The organism is Paenibacillus sp. MER 99-2 (assembly GCF_023714095.1).
Classification (GTDB): Bacteria; Bacillota; Bacilli; order Paenibacillales; family Paenibacillaceae; genus Paenibacillus.
In genome coordinates this window covers 1188485-1203580 of record NZ_JAMAUZ010000001.1, presented here as the reverse complement: position 1 = coordinate 1203580, position 15096 = coordinate 1188485, and the positions used below count along the sequence as shown (strand labels likewise).

At 45.2% G+C, this 15096-nt stretch carries 15 protein-coding genes and 1 other annotated feature; of the genes, 4 read left to right on the top strand and 11 right to left on the bottom strand.

The genetic code is table 11. The features are described from left to right. Positions 1-27: 27 nt before the first annotated feature. From M3636_RS05480 to M3636_RS05450, 7 genes are all read right to left on the bottom strand, one after another. Positions 28-1284, bottom strand: coding sequence for a putative amidoligase domain-containing protein (locus tag M3636_RS05480; protein WP_251381494.1), 1257 nt, complete (start codon positions 1282-1284; stop codon positions 28-30). 194 nt (positions 1285-1478) lie between these two features. After that, positions 1479-2039, bottom strand: a complete 561-nt coding sequence (locus M3636_RS05475; protein WP_145411226.1) for an outer spore coat protein CotE — start codon at positions 2037-2039, stop codon at positions 1479-1481. Between the two features lie 75 nt (positions 2040-2114). Then, the gene (locus M3636_RS05470; protein WP_145411227.1) at positions 2115-3092 is read right to left on the bottom strand and encodes an aromatic acid exporter family protein; all 978 of its coding nucleotides are present in this window, start codon (positions 3090-3092) and stop codon (positions 2115-2117) included. A gap of 471 nt (positions 3093-3563) precedes the next feature. After that, entirely contained in the window at positions 3564-4361 is a 798-nt protein-coding gene (locus tag M3636_RS05465; protein WP_128104433.1) for an ABC transporter permease, read from the bottom strand. 38 nt (positions 4362-4399) lie between these two features. After that, the gene (locus M3636_RS05460; protein WP_251381493.1) at positions 4400-5194 is read right to left on the bottom strand and encodes an ABC transporter ATP-binding protein; all 795 of its coding nucleotides are present in this window, start codon (positions 5192-5194) and stop codon (positions 4400-4402) included. Between the two features lie 30 nt (positions 5195-5224). Beyond that, positions 5225-6229: an ABC transporter substrate-binding protein gene (locus M3636_RS05455; protein ID WP_251382490.1), complete on the bottom strand. Its 1005-nt coding sequence runs from the start codon at positions 6227-6229 to the stop codon at positions 5225-5227. A 156-nt stretch (positions 6230-6385) separates the two neighbouring features. Continuing rightward, on the bottom strand, positions 6386-7900 hold the full coding sequence (locus M3636_RS05450) for a carboxypeptidase M32 (protein ID WP_251381492.1): 1515 nt from the start codon (positions 7898-7900) through the stop codon (positions 6386-6388). Positions 7901-8136: 236 nt separating this feature from the next. Here M3636_RS05450 and M3636_RS05445 point away from each other — a divergent pair, with 236 nt between their 5' ends. The 4 genes from M3636_RS05445 to M3636_RS05430 all read left to right on the top strand — a co-directional run bounded on the left by M3636_RS05445 (position 8137) and on the right by M3636_RS05430 (position 10344). Continuing rightward, positions 8137-8700 carry a beta-class carbonic anhydrase gene (locus tag M3636_RS05445; protein ID WP_251381491.1) on the top strand — a complete coding sequence of 188 codons (564 nt, stop codon included), beginning with the start codon at positions 8137-8139 and terminating at the stop codon, positions 8698-8700. A gap of 187 nt (positions 8701-8887) precedes the next feature. Next, the gene (locus M3636_RS05440; RefSeq protein WP_145411232.1) at positions 8888-9454 is read left to right on the top strand and encodes a PadR family transcriptional regulator; all 567 of its coding nucleotides are present in this window, start codon (positions 8888-8890) and stop codon (positions 9452-9454) included. Between the two features lie 102 nt (positions 9455-9556). Continuing rightward, positions 9557-10057 carry a hypothetical protein gene (locus M3636_RS05435; RefSeq protein WP_128101708.1) on the top strand — a complete coding sequence of 167 codons (501 nt, stop codon included), beginning with the start codon at positions 9557-9559 and terminating at the stop codon, positions 10055-10057. A 5-nt stretch (positions 10058-10062) separates the two neighbouring features. After that, positions 10063-10344 carry a YxcD family protein gene (locus tag M3636_RS05430; RefSeq protein ID WP_128101707.1) on the top strand — a complete coding sequence of 94 codons (282 nt, stop codon included), beginning with the start codon at positions 10063-10065 and terminating at the stop codon, positions 10342-10344. 77 nt (positions 10345-10421) lie between these two features. Here M3636_RS05430 and tyrS read toward each other — a convergent pair whose 3' ends face one another. The 4 genes from tyrS to M3636_RS05410 form a co-directional block, all read right to left on the bottom strand. Further along, positions 10422-11681 carry a tyrosine--tRNA ligase gene (gene tyrS, locus M3636_RS05425; RefSeq protein ID WP_251381490.1) on the bottom strand — a complete coding sequence of 420 codons (1260 nt, stop codon included), beginning with the start codon at positions 11679-11681 and terminating at the stop codon, positions 10422-10424. Positions 11682-11802: 121 nt separating this feature from the next. Beyond that, positions 11803-12024, bottom strand: a binding site (T-box leader). Between the two features lie 185 nt (positions 12025-12209). Beyond that, entirely contained in the window at positions 12210-12650 is a 441-nt protein-coding gene (locus tag M3636_RS05420; RefSeq protein WP_128101705.1) for an Imm63 family immunity protein, read from the bottom strand. A 210-nt stretch (positions 12651-12860) separates the two neighbouring features. After that, complete coding sequence (locus tag M3636_RS05415) at positions 12861-14330, bottom strand: protein adenylyltransferase SelO (RefSeq protein ID WP_145411236.1); 1470 nt, start codon at positions 14328-14330, stop codon at positions 12861-12863. 336 nt (positions 14331-14666) lie between these two features. Beyond that, positions 14667-14972: a Dabb family protein gene (locus M3636_RS05410; protein WP_145411237.1), complete on the bottom strand. Its 306-nt coding sequence runs from the start codon at positions 14970-14972 to the stop codon at positions 14667-14669. Positions 14973-15096: the final 124 nt, after the last annotated feature.

Here is a 15096-nt window from a genome sequence, read left to right as displayed (position 1 = left end):
TCGAATCTTATTATAACAAAAAAATATTCATTCTTCATGATTTGCTCGAATATTCCAGAGTTTGCGAATATCTCGACTCTCATCCCATGTATTGCCTTCTCTCAATTGACGAATGAGGGGCGCTGCGTATCGTTCTACCTTTTCGTATCCAGGCAGTCTTGTCAGGTCATCCAGAAGCGTAGGAATATATCTCTGCATCACATCCCGGTCTCCCTCATAAAAAGCCGTGTGAACATGCGCTTTAGCCAGGGGGCGCTGAAGTAAATTCAGAAAGTTGCCTGCAATGAGACGAGCTAGAGCAACGACCCCTTTTGCAACTAACGGAGACACCAAGAAACTTGGGAGTGTACGATACTCGAAACCACCATAGGACTTTACACGAAAATCCCCAAGAACTCCGTAACGTGGACGCCGCCCATCTCCCCGAGGATCCTGTAAAAAAGCAAGCGGTAGCGCTAAGTAATTATCCAGAGTGCGTAACAACTGTCCGCTTAAGGTAATCCCACTGAAATGAATATGTCCTCCAAGCGGTAAACCTCGTTGCGGCATCCCCCCAGCCTGCCATATCAACGAGTGATCGGTTATGCTGCGTGAGGCTAGATTGAAGGCTCGAAGCAAATGGGTCAGCAATTCACGTGGCTCGGCGCTTGGAGATGGACGCAGCTCTGCGACAGGATAGATCCGTCGACCACCGATTGTCACTGAATCACACCCGGCAAGCCCTGAACGCTCTAGAAATCGGGAGGCAGGAACGATTTTGGATTCTGGCATCTGTACAAGCAAGAACTCTGGATCCATCCCGAGTACCGGAACGACCTGATTACGGCGTTCTTCATCCAACGCTGTCTGAAGCTCGTTCCAACCTGCACGATACAGGGTTGTGAGATCTGTCATCCCTTTCCATGGACGGGGATCAATCGAGATTACTGCACAGCCGCTCTTACCAGAGGCCTCAAGCCTTACAGAGCCATGATCTAATCCAAGCGTATACAATGTTTTGACCGCTAACCGTTCGATGCGTTTGTACAATGTGGATGCTGCGTCACGATCAAGCACACTTTCCTGCGAACTGTTCATACCACTTGTATCTTTTCGTTTAATTTTAATAGCCTGAAGACAGCATATCTCCACCTCATAACGAGCGCGTAGTCCAGACTTAAGCCTTTGCTTTTCTTGTGACGAAGCCACTTCTATGCCTACTTGTTCCAGCCGCCTGATGCGTTCACTAGAGAGCATCTCCTGGTACCGCCTGACAGCCTCCTCCGCTTCCTCAAGCACATTCATCCTGTCCCCTCCCTTCAACAAGTTTTATGATAAATTTTATCGCGCTCAATAGTACATTACATTCAACGTTTATTTGACCTCGCCAAGATTCATGCTGCCATCATATTAAAAATAAAAAAAGAGGGCTTACGCCCTCTTCGTTGCCGCTTCCGGCGCATATGATACCTTAAAGTTGCACAACAGGTACGATGAACTTACAGCTCATCGTCCAGCAGATCGGGATCGAGATCGTCATAATCTCCATCGCTGCTGCCATAGTCGTAGTCCTTATCCTCATAATCTCCACAACCGTCCGTGCACACTTTCACACAAACTTTAGTTTCAGCTACCAGCTCAACAGCGAATTCCCGTTCCACCCGGATAATTACGCTGCCTCCACCTGCTGATACTGTGGCTTCCACACAACTTGGTTCCTGCGTTGATTCCGCAGATACCTCTACCGTGGAAGCCCGGTGCTTCGGATCCAGGTAAGACAGAGGCACATGTTCTACATACGACACTGTTTCTTTGGCTACATCAGTCTGCGAGTTTTTGTCATAGGAATACCAAATGTTGATATCGTAAGTACCAATAACTTCAATCCCATCTCCCGCTGATACGGCTTCATATTGGTGGTTGATAATCCAAGCCCCCAAAATACTGGTCGGACCATTTGGCGGAGTCACGGTATGTGTTACGGTAGAGAACTTACGACCTTTGCCGCAGATCGCCTTCGTGATGATCTCTCTACATTGATGTTTATGACTCAATGACATCTTTAAACCTCCTCCATACAATCATTCACTACAAGTGTATGCAGGGCATCCGTCTAGGGTGACAACTATTTTCTATTATTCATTTGTAGATTGAGAACGATCCGAAATTGGTGACGGCGCTTTGTCCTTCTTCGCGATCTTAAGATACAGCGCGAGTTCGCGGCATAGCTGGAGAATTGCAGAACGAATCTCGAATTCTTCCCTTGTATCTGGCAGTTCCATACGCCTGAATTCTTCTTGCACATCTGCAAGAAGTTTTTCGGTTCGTCCAGTATAAGACTCTGTCAGAACATCCTGACTGAGCTGATCGAACAGCTCTGACACCATCTCCGCATGAGGCATCTTCTGATATATCTGAGATACGAGATGCATCATATGCTGGATCGAGTCCAGCTGCGTTTTCCGCATATAGAAATATACACTCCATTCCTCATTAGGATGGATCACTTGATTTTCGAGCGAGCGCTTTGCTGCTTCAATACCACCGAGAACGGCCTTGTCAGCTTCAATAAGCTCCTTACCTGCCCATACTTCATTCGGATTACGAAGTGTAGCTGCAAATTCTTGGAAAATGACTGAGAACAGTTCATCGATTCGTTTGCGAATACGTAACATCTGCGGATCCGCAGCAGGCATATAAGCCAGATTAACGATCATCGCAGAACCCAGACCAATCATTAGCAGTGCGACTTGCACTAGAATAACGTGCACATCCATTTCTCCACCGCTAAATACACGGAACACGACGACAGAACCTGTCACAATGCCTTCTTTGAATCCGGCACGAACAATGACCGGAAATGCAATTAATATGTATACCGCCAATACCCAGTAATGGAAGCCGAGAAAATGAAAAAGCACACTGGCAAACAGCAAACCCACGACTGAAGCGAAGAATCGCGCCGATATCGTGCGAATACTTTTTTTTCTGGTTACATCCACGCCTAGAATAGCAAGCAATCCTGCTGATGTCGGACCAGGCAGTCCGCACCAATCCGCAATCAGAACAGCCATTAGCGCTGCAATTGCGGTTTTTATTACCCTAAAACCCATTTAACATTCCATCTCCTCTAAGCTGAAAAAAATTCATAGCCAGCTCGTCTCCCTCTGGAATTCAACGCTTGCACGCTGATAAGCGTTCAATCCCCTGTCACAACAGATCCCGCTGATGGCATGCATAACGATACAGACGATAATGTCTAGTATTACACAACTTGCAACAATCCATTGCTTTTCCCAAATAAAAACAAGGAATGATACATAACCCGGTTATAATTGAAATGACAAACGACATCAACCGACATGCACAGGCATGCCGGTCACAACAACGCGCCCTCAAGAGGACGCTGGCTAATCCATGCGACGGAACCATCAGGCTCTCTATCCCAATTGTCACCTGTATTCCGGACTGTGCGGAATATCGTAATTTTATGGTACTTGATTTTGTCTGTTCGGGCAACGTGACACCTCTTGTGAAATTGTATACATATCATTACGCAGTCTAAATAAACCTTTGAACAACCTCTATAACGATCTGCGTCCTGCTATTAATTTACGTTCAACATATACCACCAGTTGGTACATCGCAGTGGCGACAACAGCAATAATTAATAAGCTGGACAGTACCAACGTGAAGTTAAACACCTGGAATCCATAGATAATCAGATAGCCCAGACCCTGTTTCGCAACCAAAAATTCACCTACGATTACGCCCACCCAAGCCATGCCGACATTCACTTTGAGTGTAGACACGATGGCTGGAAACGACGCAGGCAGTACCACTTTGGTGAAAATTTCAGTACGATCCCCACCAAATGTGCGAATCACTTTAACATAATTGCTATCCACCTCATTGAAGCTGTTGTACACCACAAGGGTCGTAATAATGACTGTAATGGATAACGTCGTCATCACGATGGCTGTAAAACCAGCACCAAACATAACAATAAAAATCGGCCCCAGCGCTACCTTTGGCATACTGTTGAACACAACCATATACGGATCAAGCACCTTGCAGAGAAAAGGAGACCACCAGATCAGGACAGCAAGTAGTGTTCCTACGAGCGTCCCCAGCAAAAAACCGACTGCCGTCTCCCCTACAGTAACCCCAACATGCGCCCAAATCTCCCCACTCGCAACATCCTTGCCAATCTGACTGAATATTTTACTCGGATAACTGAACAGCAATACATCAATCCAGCGCATCCTTCCTGCAAGCTCCCATAAAAGAAACATACCTACCAGCAGGGATAACTGAACCGCAAGCACCTGACGACGCCATCTCGCTACCTGCTGGATATGATTTTGATACAACTCTTTCATCCAGACATCGCGGTTTTCCAGCTTTCGTTTTGCCTGATTCACTCGATATTCTCACCTCCTCCGGACTGTTCAAGCTCACTCCATAAAGCTTGAAAAAGTTCGTTGAATCCTTCCTGCTCCCGAGCAAAAAAAGGCTGAGCCTCCCGAATTGACGCCGGAACAACAAACTCCTTGCGGATGCGACCCGGATTGCGATCAAGTACAATAATCCGATCACTTACAGCAATAGCTTCAGATAGATCATGGGTTACAAGCACTGCCGTTTTCCCTGAGTCCTTCAAAATATCAGATACCAGATCTTCCAATTGAAGCTTGGTTTGGTAATCCAACGCGGAGAATGGTTCATCCAACAGTAATAATCCAGGATCCGTCGCAAGTGTGCGTACAAGAGCAACTCTCTGTCGCATACCACCAGACAATTCGGAAGGATACTGATTCTCCGTACCCGCAAGCCCCATATCTGAAAGCAACTCCCGCGTCCGTATTCGGCTTCGATCATCCAATCTGCCCGTAAGTTCGAGTCCGAGTAGAGCATTGTCCAAAATGGTTCGCCAAGGGAACAGATAGTCCTGTTGCAACATATAACCTACCTGGGAAGACGGGCCTTCAACCAGTCTTCCTTTGACGCTAACCTCACCAGCAGTCGGCGTAAGCAGACCGGCGATGATCGATAATAAAGTCGTTTTGCCACAACCACTCGGGCCTACCAGGCTGACAAATTCACCTTGATTCACGTAAAGGCTCAGATTCTCAATCACCAAGGAAGCTTCACGTTCACTAACATACACTTGCGAGATTCCTTCCAGTCGAATTACCGTTTCGGATTCAGGCATTAACGTTCACTTCCTTTCCTGAACACCTTCTTACTTCGATGCCGCAGCTTGCTCTGCAAACGCATTATCCACAATGACTTCTGCACCTACGCGCTCCTTCAACTCTCCTGCTGCACTCATGACGTCCAGTAGATTATTCCACTCGTCCTCATCAATAATCGGATCAGTCGCATACGTACCTTGTTCCTTGTAACGATTCACGCTGCTGATCAGGATCGCTGGATCAATATCCTTGAAGAATGGAAGAATGACCTCGGCAATCTCTTCTGCGGTATGAGAATCAACCCATAGCTGTGCTTTGTGCAATCCATTGGTAAACTTCTGAACCACTTCTTTGTTCTCGTTAATGAAGCTTTGTTTGGTCATGAACACGGTATAGGGCAGCTTCCCACTCTCCGTTCCGAATGATGCCACGACTTTTCCGCGTCCCTCTTGTTCAAAAATAGATGCCTGTGGTTCGAACAGCTGCACATAATCTCCCGTACCGGATGCAAAAGCAGACGCAATATTCGCAAAATCCACATTTTGTATCAGTTCCAGATCCTGATGTGCATTGATTCCATGTTTGCTCAAGGCAAACTCTCCTGCCATTTGCGGCATGCCGCCTTTTCTTTGTCCTAAGAAAGTGCTCTGTCTTAATTGATCCCAGTCAAAGGTATCCGCTGTATCCCGGGCAAACAGAAACGTTCCGTCGGTCTGGGTCAGCTGTGCGAAGTTAATGACCCGATCCTCAGCACCTTGCTGATACACATAGATGGACGTTTCTGCTCCCACCAGGGCGATGTCAACAGAGCCAGCAAGCAATGCCGCCATCGTTTTATCTCCGCCAGCCGTCGTTTGAATATCCACCTCAAGCCCTTGTTCTTCAAAAAAACCTTGAGCCACAGCAACATATTCTGGTGCGTAGAAGACTGAACGCGTAACCTCGCCTATTGTAATTTTGGACTCATTTTTTTCTTGGTTACAGCTGGTGAGTGCAACGATGACAATGAGCAAGATAACAATCGCTCGGATGAACCAGGGCGTGTATTTCATCATATTCCCCTCCTTATCGGGCTTTCATTGTTTCTCTACTAACCATATGCGGGAGCCCAGCAAAAGGTTAAGAAGTTGCACACAAAAGAAGAGCGAGGCTTGTTCGCCCCGCTCCTGCAGATTTCATATGGTTGTTGCCTCTGAATTACAGCTATATTACAGCTTATATATTTCAGCGTATTTCTCTTCCAAATAATCAGCCAGATAATCAGGATTCAATTCTTCTCCCGTTACGGCCATGATCAATTCAGAAGGTGTACGTGTTCTGCCATAACGATAAATTTTGTCCGTCAACCATTCCTTGATTGGAATGAGATTGCCTTCAGCGATGTGGGCATCAAATTCGGGCATCTCTTGACGCAACGTATGTAGAATCTGTGCAGCATACATGTTACCAAGTGAATACGATGCAAAATAACCGAAATCCCCACCGGACCAGTGAACATCCTGAAGCACACCTACACCATCATTCGGCGGCGTAATCCCAAGATACTCCTTGTATTTCTCATTCCACGTCTCCGGTAGATCCTTCACTTCAAGCCCTTCATTAAACAGCATTTTCTCAATCTCATACCGGATAATAATATGCAGGTTATAGGTCAGCTCATCTGCATCAATCCGAATTAACGAACTCTCTACACGGTTAATCGCCCGATAGAAATCCTCCAGCTCAACTTCGCTAAGCTGCGGGAAATGTTGCTGTAGATCCTTATAATAGCGTGCCCAGAACGGACGACTACGACCAATCATATTCTCCCAAAGACGGGACTGAGATTCGTGGATCCCCATCGACGTTCCTTCTGCAAGTAGCGTGCCAGCTAGGCTATCATCTATATTTTGCTCATACAAGGCATGTCCACCTTCATGCAATGAACTGAAGACTGCACTTGCAACATCATCCTGCAAATAGTTCGTAGTGATCCGCACATCACCCGGGTTAAGCCCTGTAGCAAATGGATGAACACTCTCGTCCAAACGTCCAGCTTCAAAGTCATATCCCATCTGTTCCAAAATAAACAAGCTGAATTTTTCTTGTTGCTTGGTGTCAAACAACTGATTCAGGAAGGCAGTGTCCGGTTTGTGATTGGAAGCATTGATCTTCTCCTGTAGAGGAACCAGACGATCCTTAAGACGAGCGAATACCGCATCGACCTTCTCCACCGTAAGATCAGGCTCGTACATATCCAGCAACGTATCGTAACGTGTATCCTTGACACCCCAGTAGTCAATAAACTCCTGCTTGAGTTTAACAATATCGGTAAGATACGGAGAAAATCCAGCAAAGTCGCTGTTATGCTTGGCATCTTCCCACGCCGTTTCTGATTTTGCCGTCAGCACAGTGTAGGCTTGAACTTTCTCCGGAGGAACGGACTGACTGCGATCGTATTCCTTTTTGCAATCTTCCACTTGGCGGCGATCAAGATCCTCAAGTTGTTGTAATACGTCAGGCTGAGTCAATGTATCGAGGTATGACTTCATTTCAGCAGAAGTTTGCAACTTGAAAGCTTCGGTTGACAACATACCAAGGGTTTCGGAGCGTGTCGGAACACCTTTCTTAGGCGCACCTGTGCGCAAATCCCAGTGAAGCAATCCAATGGCTTCATGATAACTTTTGATTTTGCGAACTAAAAGACGAAAAGATTCTAAATGTTCTAGTGTTTGTTGATCCATTGTTACGCTCACCTCTCGAAATTTAATAGTTTTCCCTATTGATGATACTTTTTGAAATGGCTATAATCAACTTTTAACAGAGGCAAATTGAATTAGGCTTCTAAAATGAAGCAATAATGATAGATGCTGACGGTATTAGTAGTATAATGATTGAAGCAATACGGCTTACGCGAGGACAAGCTACACGTAATGTAAGTGGCCGTGCTCATCGTATTTAATCACAGGAGGCAATGGATATGAACAACATTCAAGAGATTCTGGAACACAACCAAACATTTGTCGAGTCAAAAGAATACGAAAAGTATACGGCTGGTAAGTTCCCAACCAAAAAAATGGTTATCATCACTTGTATGGATACCCGGTTGGTTGAATTGCTGCCCAAAGCCATGAACTTGAAAAATGGCGATGTAAAGATTATCAAAAATGCAGGCGCGATCATCTCCCAACCTTTTGGTAGTGTTATGCGTAGTGTTCTTGTTGCTCTCTATGAGCTTGAAGCCGATGAAGTTGTTGTAGTTGGTCATAAGGAATGTGGTATGGCTTCTCTTCATGCAGAAACGATGATTGGTCATATGCTCGAGCGTGGTGTATCGGAGGAAGTATTGTCTACCCTTGAAAACTCTGGCATCCGCCTGAACAAGTGGCTGCGCGGGTTTGACAGTGTTGAAGAAGGGGTAAAACATACTGTGGAAGTGATTAAGAAACATCCACTACTTCCACCTAACGCACCCGTCCATGGCTTGGTGATTGACCCACATACGGGTAAACTTGACCTTGTTGCTGATGGGTATAGCGTGTAGACATCTCTCTCATATGCTTTTGGGTGCGAACCTTCCAGGTTCGCACTCTTTTTTTGTCTAAATTAAGACAGTTTAGCTGTCAGGTTGTCAAACCATACAGTTTCAGTGTACACTTTTATGAAAGCGGTCAAAGATTACAATTGTATTGTTTTCTCTGGCTCAGCCCTAATATTAAGGAGACATGTGCATGAACATACTTTCCTACGGATTGCTCGGGCTGCTTACCCGCGAGGAGTCTTCAGGTTATGATCTGATGCTGAAAATTCAGCCACACTGGCAGGCTAAGCATAGTCAGATCTATCCCCTCCTGTCCAAGATGGAAAACGAAGAGTTATTATCTTCCCGCTGGGTGCAACAGTCTGACAAACCGGACAAAAAAATGTACGCAGTCACGGACAAAGGTATTGAAAAACTGCTTGGATGGATGATCACTCCCGTTACTGCGCCCGTTACACGCGATGAATTCAATCTTCGCATATTGTGTGTCGGTATTGCAGAGGACGGAAGCATGAGACGCATCCTGAATGAGCGTAAAAACTGGTTTAACGAGCGAATACGTTATTTTGAAGATTTGAAATCTCGCATCCCTCAGGATAATTTGCGTGTGGGGAGTCGAGAGTTCGGGAGCTATATTCTCGTGCAGAAAGGCTTAATGAACGCTCAAACTGGCCTTGAATGGTGTAATTGGGTTACCCAGTTACTAGATGGTCAAGCGGCGATTCAAGACCCGATCCCAGTCATTTCGGAAAATTAAAAAGAATTTGAAACGTTTCCGTGAGTTCACCGTATTACTTGAGTAAGGCTGTATTTTATGGAGAAATCCAACAACATTAATCGGGGGGTTACGATCTTTACAATGAAGAAAAAATTCGGTATTAAACATCTTATGATGGTGTTCATGGCATTTACATTACTGTTCGCAACAGTTGGTGTGGTTAACCCAGATTCAGCCGATGCAAGACGTGGCGGCGGTTTCAAATCAGGTACGAAAAGTTATAGCAATACTCCTAAGAAATCGGATTCCAATAACAATGTAAGTCAATCGAACAGCAACAATAACTCAGGTACAGGAGCAGCTGCAACAAACCGTGGTGGATTCTTCGGCGGTGGCGGCGGATTCATGAAAGGCATGATGCTTGGTGGTTTGGCTGGTTTGATGTTCGGTGGATTGTTCGGTGGCATGGGAGCACTGGGTAACATCCTTGGATTGCTCGTAAACGTAGCTGCTATTATGTTGATTGTTATGCTTGCGATGACACTCTTCAGAAAGCTCACCAACCGTAAACCAGCGGCAGACGGACGTTATGATCGTCGTGACGATCGTGATGATGACCGCAACAGAAACGGACGGTACTAATCCCTATGGTTCTGAGCATGGATGAAATTGTGAATGCGATTTGCCTTCACATGGCAGAACGTAAAGGTGTACGACCAACTGATGTTAACGTTGAATTGAGCTGGGAGGAAGATACAGGATATTCCGCTGAAGTCTGGATTCAAGGCCGAAGTCAATTTTTGGTTGAATCCAACATGATTGAAGCGATTCTGCGTTATCTCCACAGTGAATATAATATTCGAGCTTATCGTGAAGATGTGCGACTGGATCTTGATGAAGAGATTACAGCGATTGTAAATCAACACTAATTGAGCTCAAAGCAACGAATTAAACCGCCCCCCTTTGATCTAATCAAAGGGGGGCGGTTTTGTGTTAATGTCGCTTTTTACTTCAATTTCACCAGGCTGTAGTTCTTCTTCCCTTTACGGATAATGATGAACTTTCCACCGATGGCTTTCTCTGCAGAAACGGTGAACTCCAGCTCTGTTACTTTCTCACCGTTCAAAGAGATAGCACCTTTGGTAATATCCTCACGCGCTTGACGTTTCGATGGCTCTAGACCAAGATCTACCAACCAGTCAACGATATTTTTGGCTTCGCCTTCCGTTTCGAAGGTAGGCATTTCTTTGAAGCCCTGCTCGATCTCATCTGCCGTCAACGAGCGAATATCTCCACTGAACAAGGCTGCTGTAATCCGTTTAGCCTGCTCCAGCATCTCCTCACTATGGACGAATCTCGTCATTTCTTCAGCAAGTGCTTTTTGCGCTTCACGTTTATGTGGCTCTGTCTCTACTTTTTGCGCCAAGGCCTCGATCTCCTCTTTGCTCAAGAACGTGAAGTATTTCAAGTATTTCACAACATCACGATCATCCGTGTTCGCCCAGAACTGGTAGAACTCAAATGGTGTTGTTTTGTTCGGATCCAGCCAGATGGAACCACCTGCTGATTTACCGAACTTCGTGCCATCTGCTTTGAGCATAAGCGGAATCGTCAGACCGTACGCTTTAGCCTCAGAGCCTTCTTTTTTACGAATGAGATCAAGACCACTCGTGATGTTACCCCATTGATCCGAGCCGCCAATCTGCAATTGTACGTCTTCATTCTTGTACAGGTGCAGGTAATCGAGGGATTGGAGAATCTGGTAGGAAAATTCAGTGAATGAAATTCCGTCTTCGAGTCTGCTCGCCACGACGTCTTTTGCAAGCATCGTATTCAGGTTAAAGTTCTTGCCGTAGTCACGCAAAAATTCAATGACATTGATCTGGTGTGTCCAGTCATAGTTATTTACCATGCGCACCTGATTGTCGCCTTCGGTCACAAAGAGCTTTTTCAACTGAGCCGTCAATGCATTCACATTGTCTTGAACCTGTTCCAACGTTTGCAAAGAACGCTCGGACTGACGTCCACTCGGATCACCAATCGTACCTGTCGCTCCGCCAATCAAAATGACTGGACGATGTCCTGCCTGCTGGAAACGCTTGAGCATCATAAAAGGAATCAAATGCCCGATGTGCATACTGTCTCCTGTAGGATCGACACCACAGTACAAGGAGACCGACTTCGACCCAATCAGTTCACGCAGTCCTTCCTCATCCGTCTGTTGATTAATGGCTTCGCGCCATTCTAGTTCATCAATAATATTCACGAATATACAACTCCTTCTCCAGTATCATAATCCTCAACTCATGAGTTACGTGAGTCAGCAAGAAACACATCTGGGCAGCTTTTTTGGACACAAAAAAAATCGCCTCCTTGTCATCTGTTGACATAGGGACGATTCATAACCGTGGTACCACCCAACTTGCACAGACATCCGAAACCGAACCTGTCTGTACCGCTTATAGCGAAATATCGTTCGCCATCCCGCTTGGCATTACCCAAGATACTCCAGAGTGTAATTCGCAGCCCTTGTATGTATCAGGTTCCATCAACCCCTGACTTTCTGTAACAGGGACAAAGCCGCTACTGCGCTCTATCATCGTAGTTCATGTATTAGATTATAGCCAGTATAGCGGAACCTTAGAGCCAATGCAAGACCAAGTAACTTCTACCTTACATGCTTTACACACCTATCGTTACTTACCAGCAATATTTTCCAGATATTTTATTACAAATGTGCTTTGGAAACAACGCTCGTCCATATTTTACATAAGTAGATAAGGGCTTATGCTCTTCAGCTCTGTTCAAGCTCCTGTCTTTTACCGCTCTCATGCCAACGCAGATAGACTCCACCAATCTGTTGGAAAGCTTTCTGAACATCCGCGTTCAGTTCTGCATAAATAGCTTCTGTGTATTTCAAATATGTATGTACATTATCTACTCCATGCCGTTTCATCAGTTCAACATGCGCAATCGTAAAAATAATATCTGCCAGTAACCAGTATAGAACTTCGTCTGTCTGCTTCAATCGCTTCTTCAACATAGGCATTCCTCGCTCATAGATCGTGACCATATAAGCAGTTTTGCCCACCTCTACATAAGGCACACCCTCCCATTTAAACTCTTCAAATAAACGATTAACACTACGCGCTACCTGTTCTGGCGGCAAGGATGTGCGATTGAGTAGTTCAGTTAGTGCAGCTGCAATTTCTTGTTTGTTCAGCAAATGTGACATGTTCACGCTCCTATGGCTGTCGATTTAATACACGATTGCTCTCCATTATTCAAGGCTCATCAGCGACATTGATTCACTTTTTATATATTAACCTCCATTCGTACACTATTCCATTAAAAAAGCTGCCCTTAGGCAGCCTTAATTTTTTCATTTCGGAATAATCGCTAGGTATGGTGCGACGGTACCATTTTTCAAATCTTATTGTTAGGCTTAAGTACCGCAGAATGTCCGATAGGATGTGTCACATGTGGCCGGGACTTCGGTGTACTCTGAACGTTCAATTGAATGGTCGAATGGATTCGACAGCACCTGAACTAACTTTTCCACCAAACTTAAATCCCCGTGATTTTCCGCACGATCCAATGCTTCCTCCACTCGATGATTCCGCGGAATGACCGCTGGATTGTGATTGCTCATCTGCTGTTGTACTTCATCTCTAGATTGAGGCTGTCTCTCCAATCTTGCCTGCCAGCGTGTATGCCACTCCTTGAATTGAGCAAGGTCAGCAAGATTAGAATGATGAGTCTTATCAAAAGTTAGGGCCAGGAAGGTATTGGTATAATCTGCTCCGGCCTGCTCCAGCGTTTCCAAGAGATCCTTCACCAATGTTTCGTCCTCCGGCTCCGCATTGAACAACCCAAGTTTGGCTCTCATGCCAGACAACCACGCTTGATGATACAGATCGGAGTATTGGGCGATGGCATCTTGGGCAATTTGCACAGCCTGATCCTCATCCTCATGTAATAACGGCAATAGCGACTCCGCTAAACGCGTTAGGTTCCATCCTGCAATGTAAGGCTGATTGCCATAGGCATACCGTCCTTGAGTATCAATTGAGCTAAACACAGTCCCAGGTTTGTATACATCCATAAAAGCACATGGCCCGTAATCGATCGTCTCGCCGCTTAACGTCATATTATCCGTGTTCATGACTCCATGTATAAAACCAACCAGTTGCCATTGAGCCACTAGCGATGCCTGGCGTTTGATTACTTCCTCAAGCAGGGAGCGATAGCGATGTTCATCCAGCTTAATATACGAATAGTGACGCTCCAGCGTGTAATCTGCCAGTGCTCGTAATTCCTCTACCGTTCCCCATCTTGCAGCATACTGGAATGTACCTACACGCAAATGACTGGAAGCCACACGGGTCAAGATCGCACCTGGTCGCTCCGTTTCACGAGTAATTGTCTCTCCTGTTGATACTACAGATAGAATTCGCGTTGTTGGAATGCCTAAGGCATGCATCGCTTCACTAATAATATATTCACGAACCATCGGTCCAACAGCCGCACGTCCATCTCCTCCGCGTGAATACGGCGTTCTGCCCGATCCTTTTAGCTGAATGTCTACGCGTTCTCCGTCAGGCGTAATCTGTTCACCTAGGAGCAGTGCCCTTCCATCACCCAGCATATTGAAATTACCAAATTGATGACCTGCATATGCTTGAGCTAAGGTCTCAGCTCCTTCAGGTATGAGATTGCCCGCCAAAATCGCCGCCCCTTCATCACTGTTCAGCGCTTCAGTATTTAAACCAAGTTTCCTCGCAACCGTATCATTAAAAATAATTAAGTGAGGGGATTGCACATGTCCCGCTCCCTGCTTCGTATAAAACGTCTGTGGCAATCGTGCATAACTATTATCAAAATTCCAGCCTGTCGCAAGCTTTGCTGTTGGCATGATATCACTACACTCCTTTTCCTTGAAAACAAGGTTCCTGTTGTATTATTGTTGCCTAACCAAACAATGCTCATTTATGTAGTCGCATGAAATTCATTGATCGTGAACATGGCACTCATGTTCTTGTAGAAACTGTAGCATATCTAGTTTAATTTTGCATGCTTATCCCGTAAATACAGAGCTGTTAACTATGATAAATAGTATAAAGATGAACCTAACTATCGTCCAATCACAATTATCAATAAGTGAACGATTCAACTTTTCTAATGACAACACAAAAACAGCGAATCCATAGTCTACACCATAAATTAGCTGTTTCTGGCTTATCTTTATTAATTAATTGGACAGCGGGTAGTCTGATACGATGACGTTCTCAATCCATCCATTCAAGGATGCTACAAATGCTTGATGAGCAGGATGTGGACCGTAGGCGCGCAATGCCTGCTGATCTTCAAATGTTACTCTTAAACCAATTGTATAGCCTTGAATTCGGTCTGTCTCTTCCGTCTGGTTAATCCCTGCTGTCAGTTCAACAATGCCTGGAATCTGCTCTTTTAGCGCTAATAATTGATCTACAAACTCCTGTTGCTTAGCTAATGTGGTCTGATCGTTAAACTTAAAAATAACTAAATGTTCAAACACGTTATTTTCCTCCTTTGTTTGCCTTGAAGCATAGCATGTTAGATGTTAATCGTTTACAATCTAAGATGCTCAAATTGTAATTCATACAGCAATATCATTCAAGAAAATTCCTTCTTCTCCCTTT

Excerpts from the sequence above, each read along its gene's own strand:
- M3636_RS05435 (WP_128101708.1), top strand. The coding sequence starts at position 9,557 with ATGAAGAAAAAATTCGGTATTAAACATCTTATGATGGTGTTCATGGCA.
- M3636_RS05465 (WP_128104433.1), bottom strand. The coding sequence starts at position 4,361 with ATGAAAGAGTTGTATCAAAATCATATCCAGCAGGTAGCGAGATGGCGT.
- M3636_RS05450 (WP_251381492.1), bottom strand. The coding sequence starts at position 7,900 with ATGGATCAACAAACACTAGAACATTTAGAATCTTTTCGTCTTTTAGTT.
- M3636_RS05460 (WP_251381493.1), bottom strand. The coding sequence starts at position 5,194 with ATGCCTGAATCCGAAACGGTAATTCGACTGGAAGGAATCTCGCAAGTG.
- M3636_RS05445 (WP_251381491.1), top strand. The coding sequence starts at position 8,137 with ATGAACAACATTCAAGAGATTCTGGAACACAACCAAACATTTGTCGAG.
- M3636_RS05420 (WP_128101705.1), bottom strand. The coding sequence starts at position 12,650 with ATGTCACATTTGCTGAACAAACAAGAAATTGCAGCTGCACTAACTGAA.
- M3636_RS05475 (WP_145411226.1), bottom strand. The coding sequence starts at position 2,039 with ATGTCATTGAGTCATAAACATCAATGTAGAGAGATCATCACGAAGGCG.
- M3636_RS05470 (WP_145411227.1), bottom strand. The coding sequence starts at position 3,092 with ATGGGTTTTAGGGTAATAAAAACCGCAATTGCAGCGCTAATGGCTGTT.
- M3636_RS05430 (WP_128101707.1), top strand. The coding sequence starts at position 10,063 with ATGGTTCTGAGCATGGATGAAATTGTGAATGCGATTTGCCTTCACATG.
- M3636_RS05440 (WP_145411232.1), top strand. The coding sequence starts at position 8,888 with ATGAACATACTTTCCTACGGATTGCTCGGGCTGCTTACCCGCGAGGAG.
- M3636_RS05480 (WP_251381494.1), bottom strand. The coding sequence starts at position 1,284 with ATGAATGTGCTTGAGGAAGCGGAGGAGGCTGTCAGGCGGTACCAGGAG.
- M3636_RS05455 (WP_251382490.1), bottom strand. The coding sequence starts at position 6,229 with ATGAAATACACGCCCTGGTTCATCCGAGCGATTGTTATCTTGCTCATT.
- M3636_RS05415 (WP_145411236.1), bottom strand. The coding sequence starts at position 14,330 with ATGCCAACAGCAAAGCTTGCGACAGGCTGGAATTTTGATAATAGTTAT.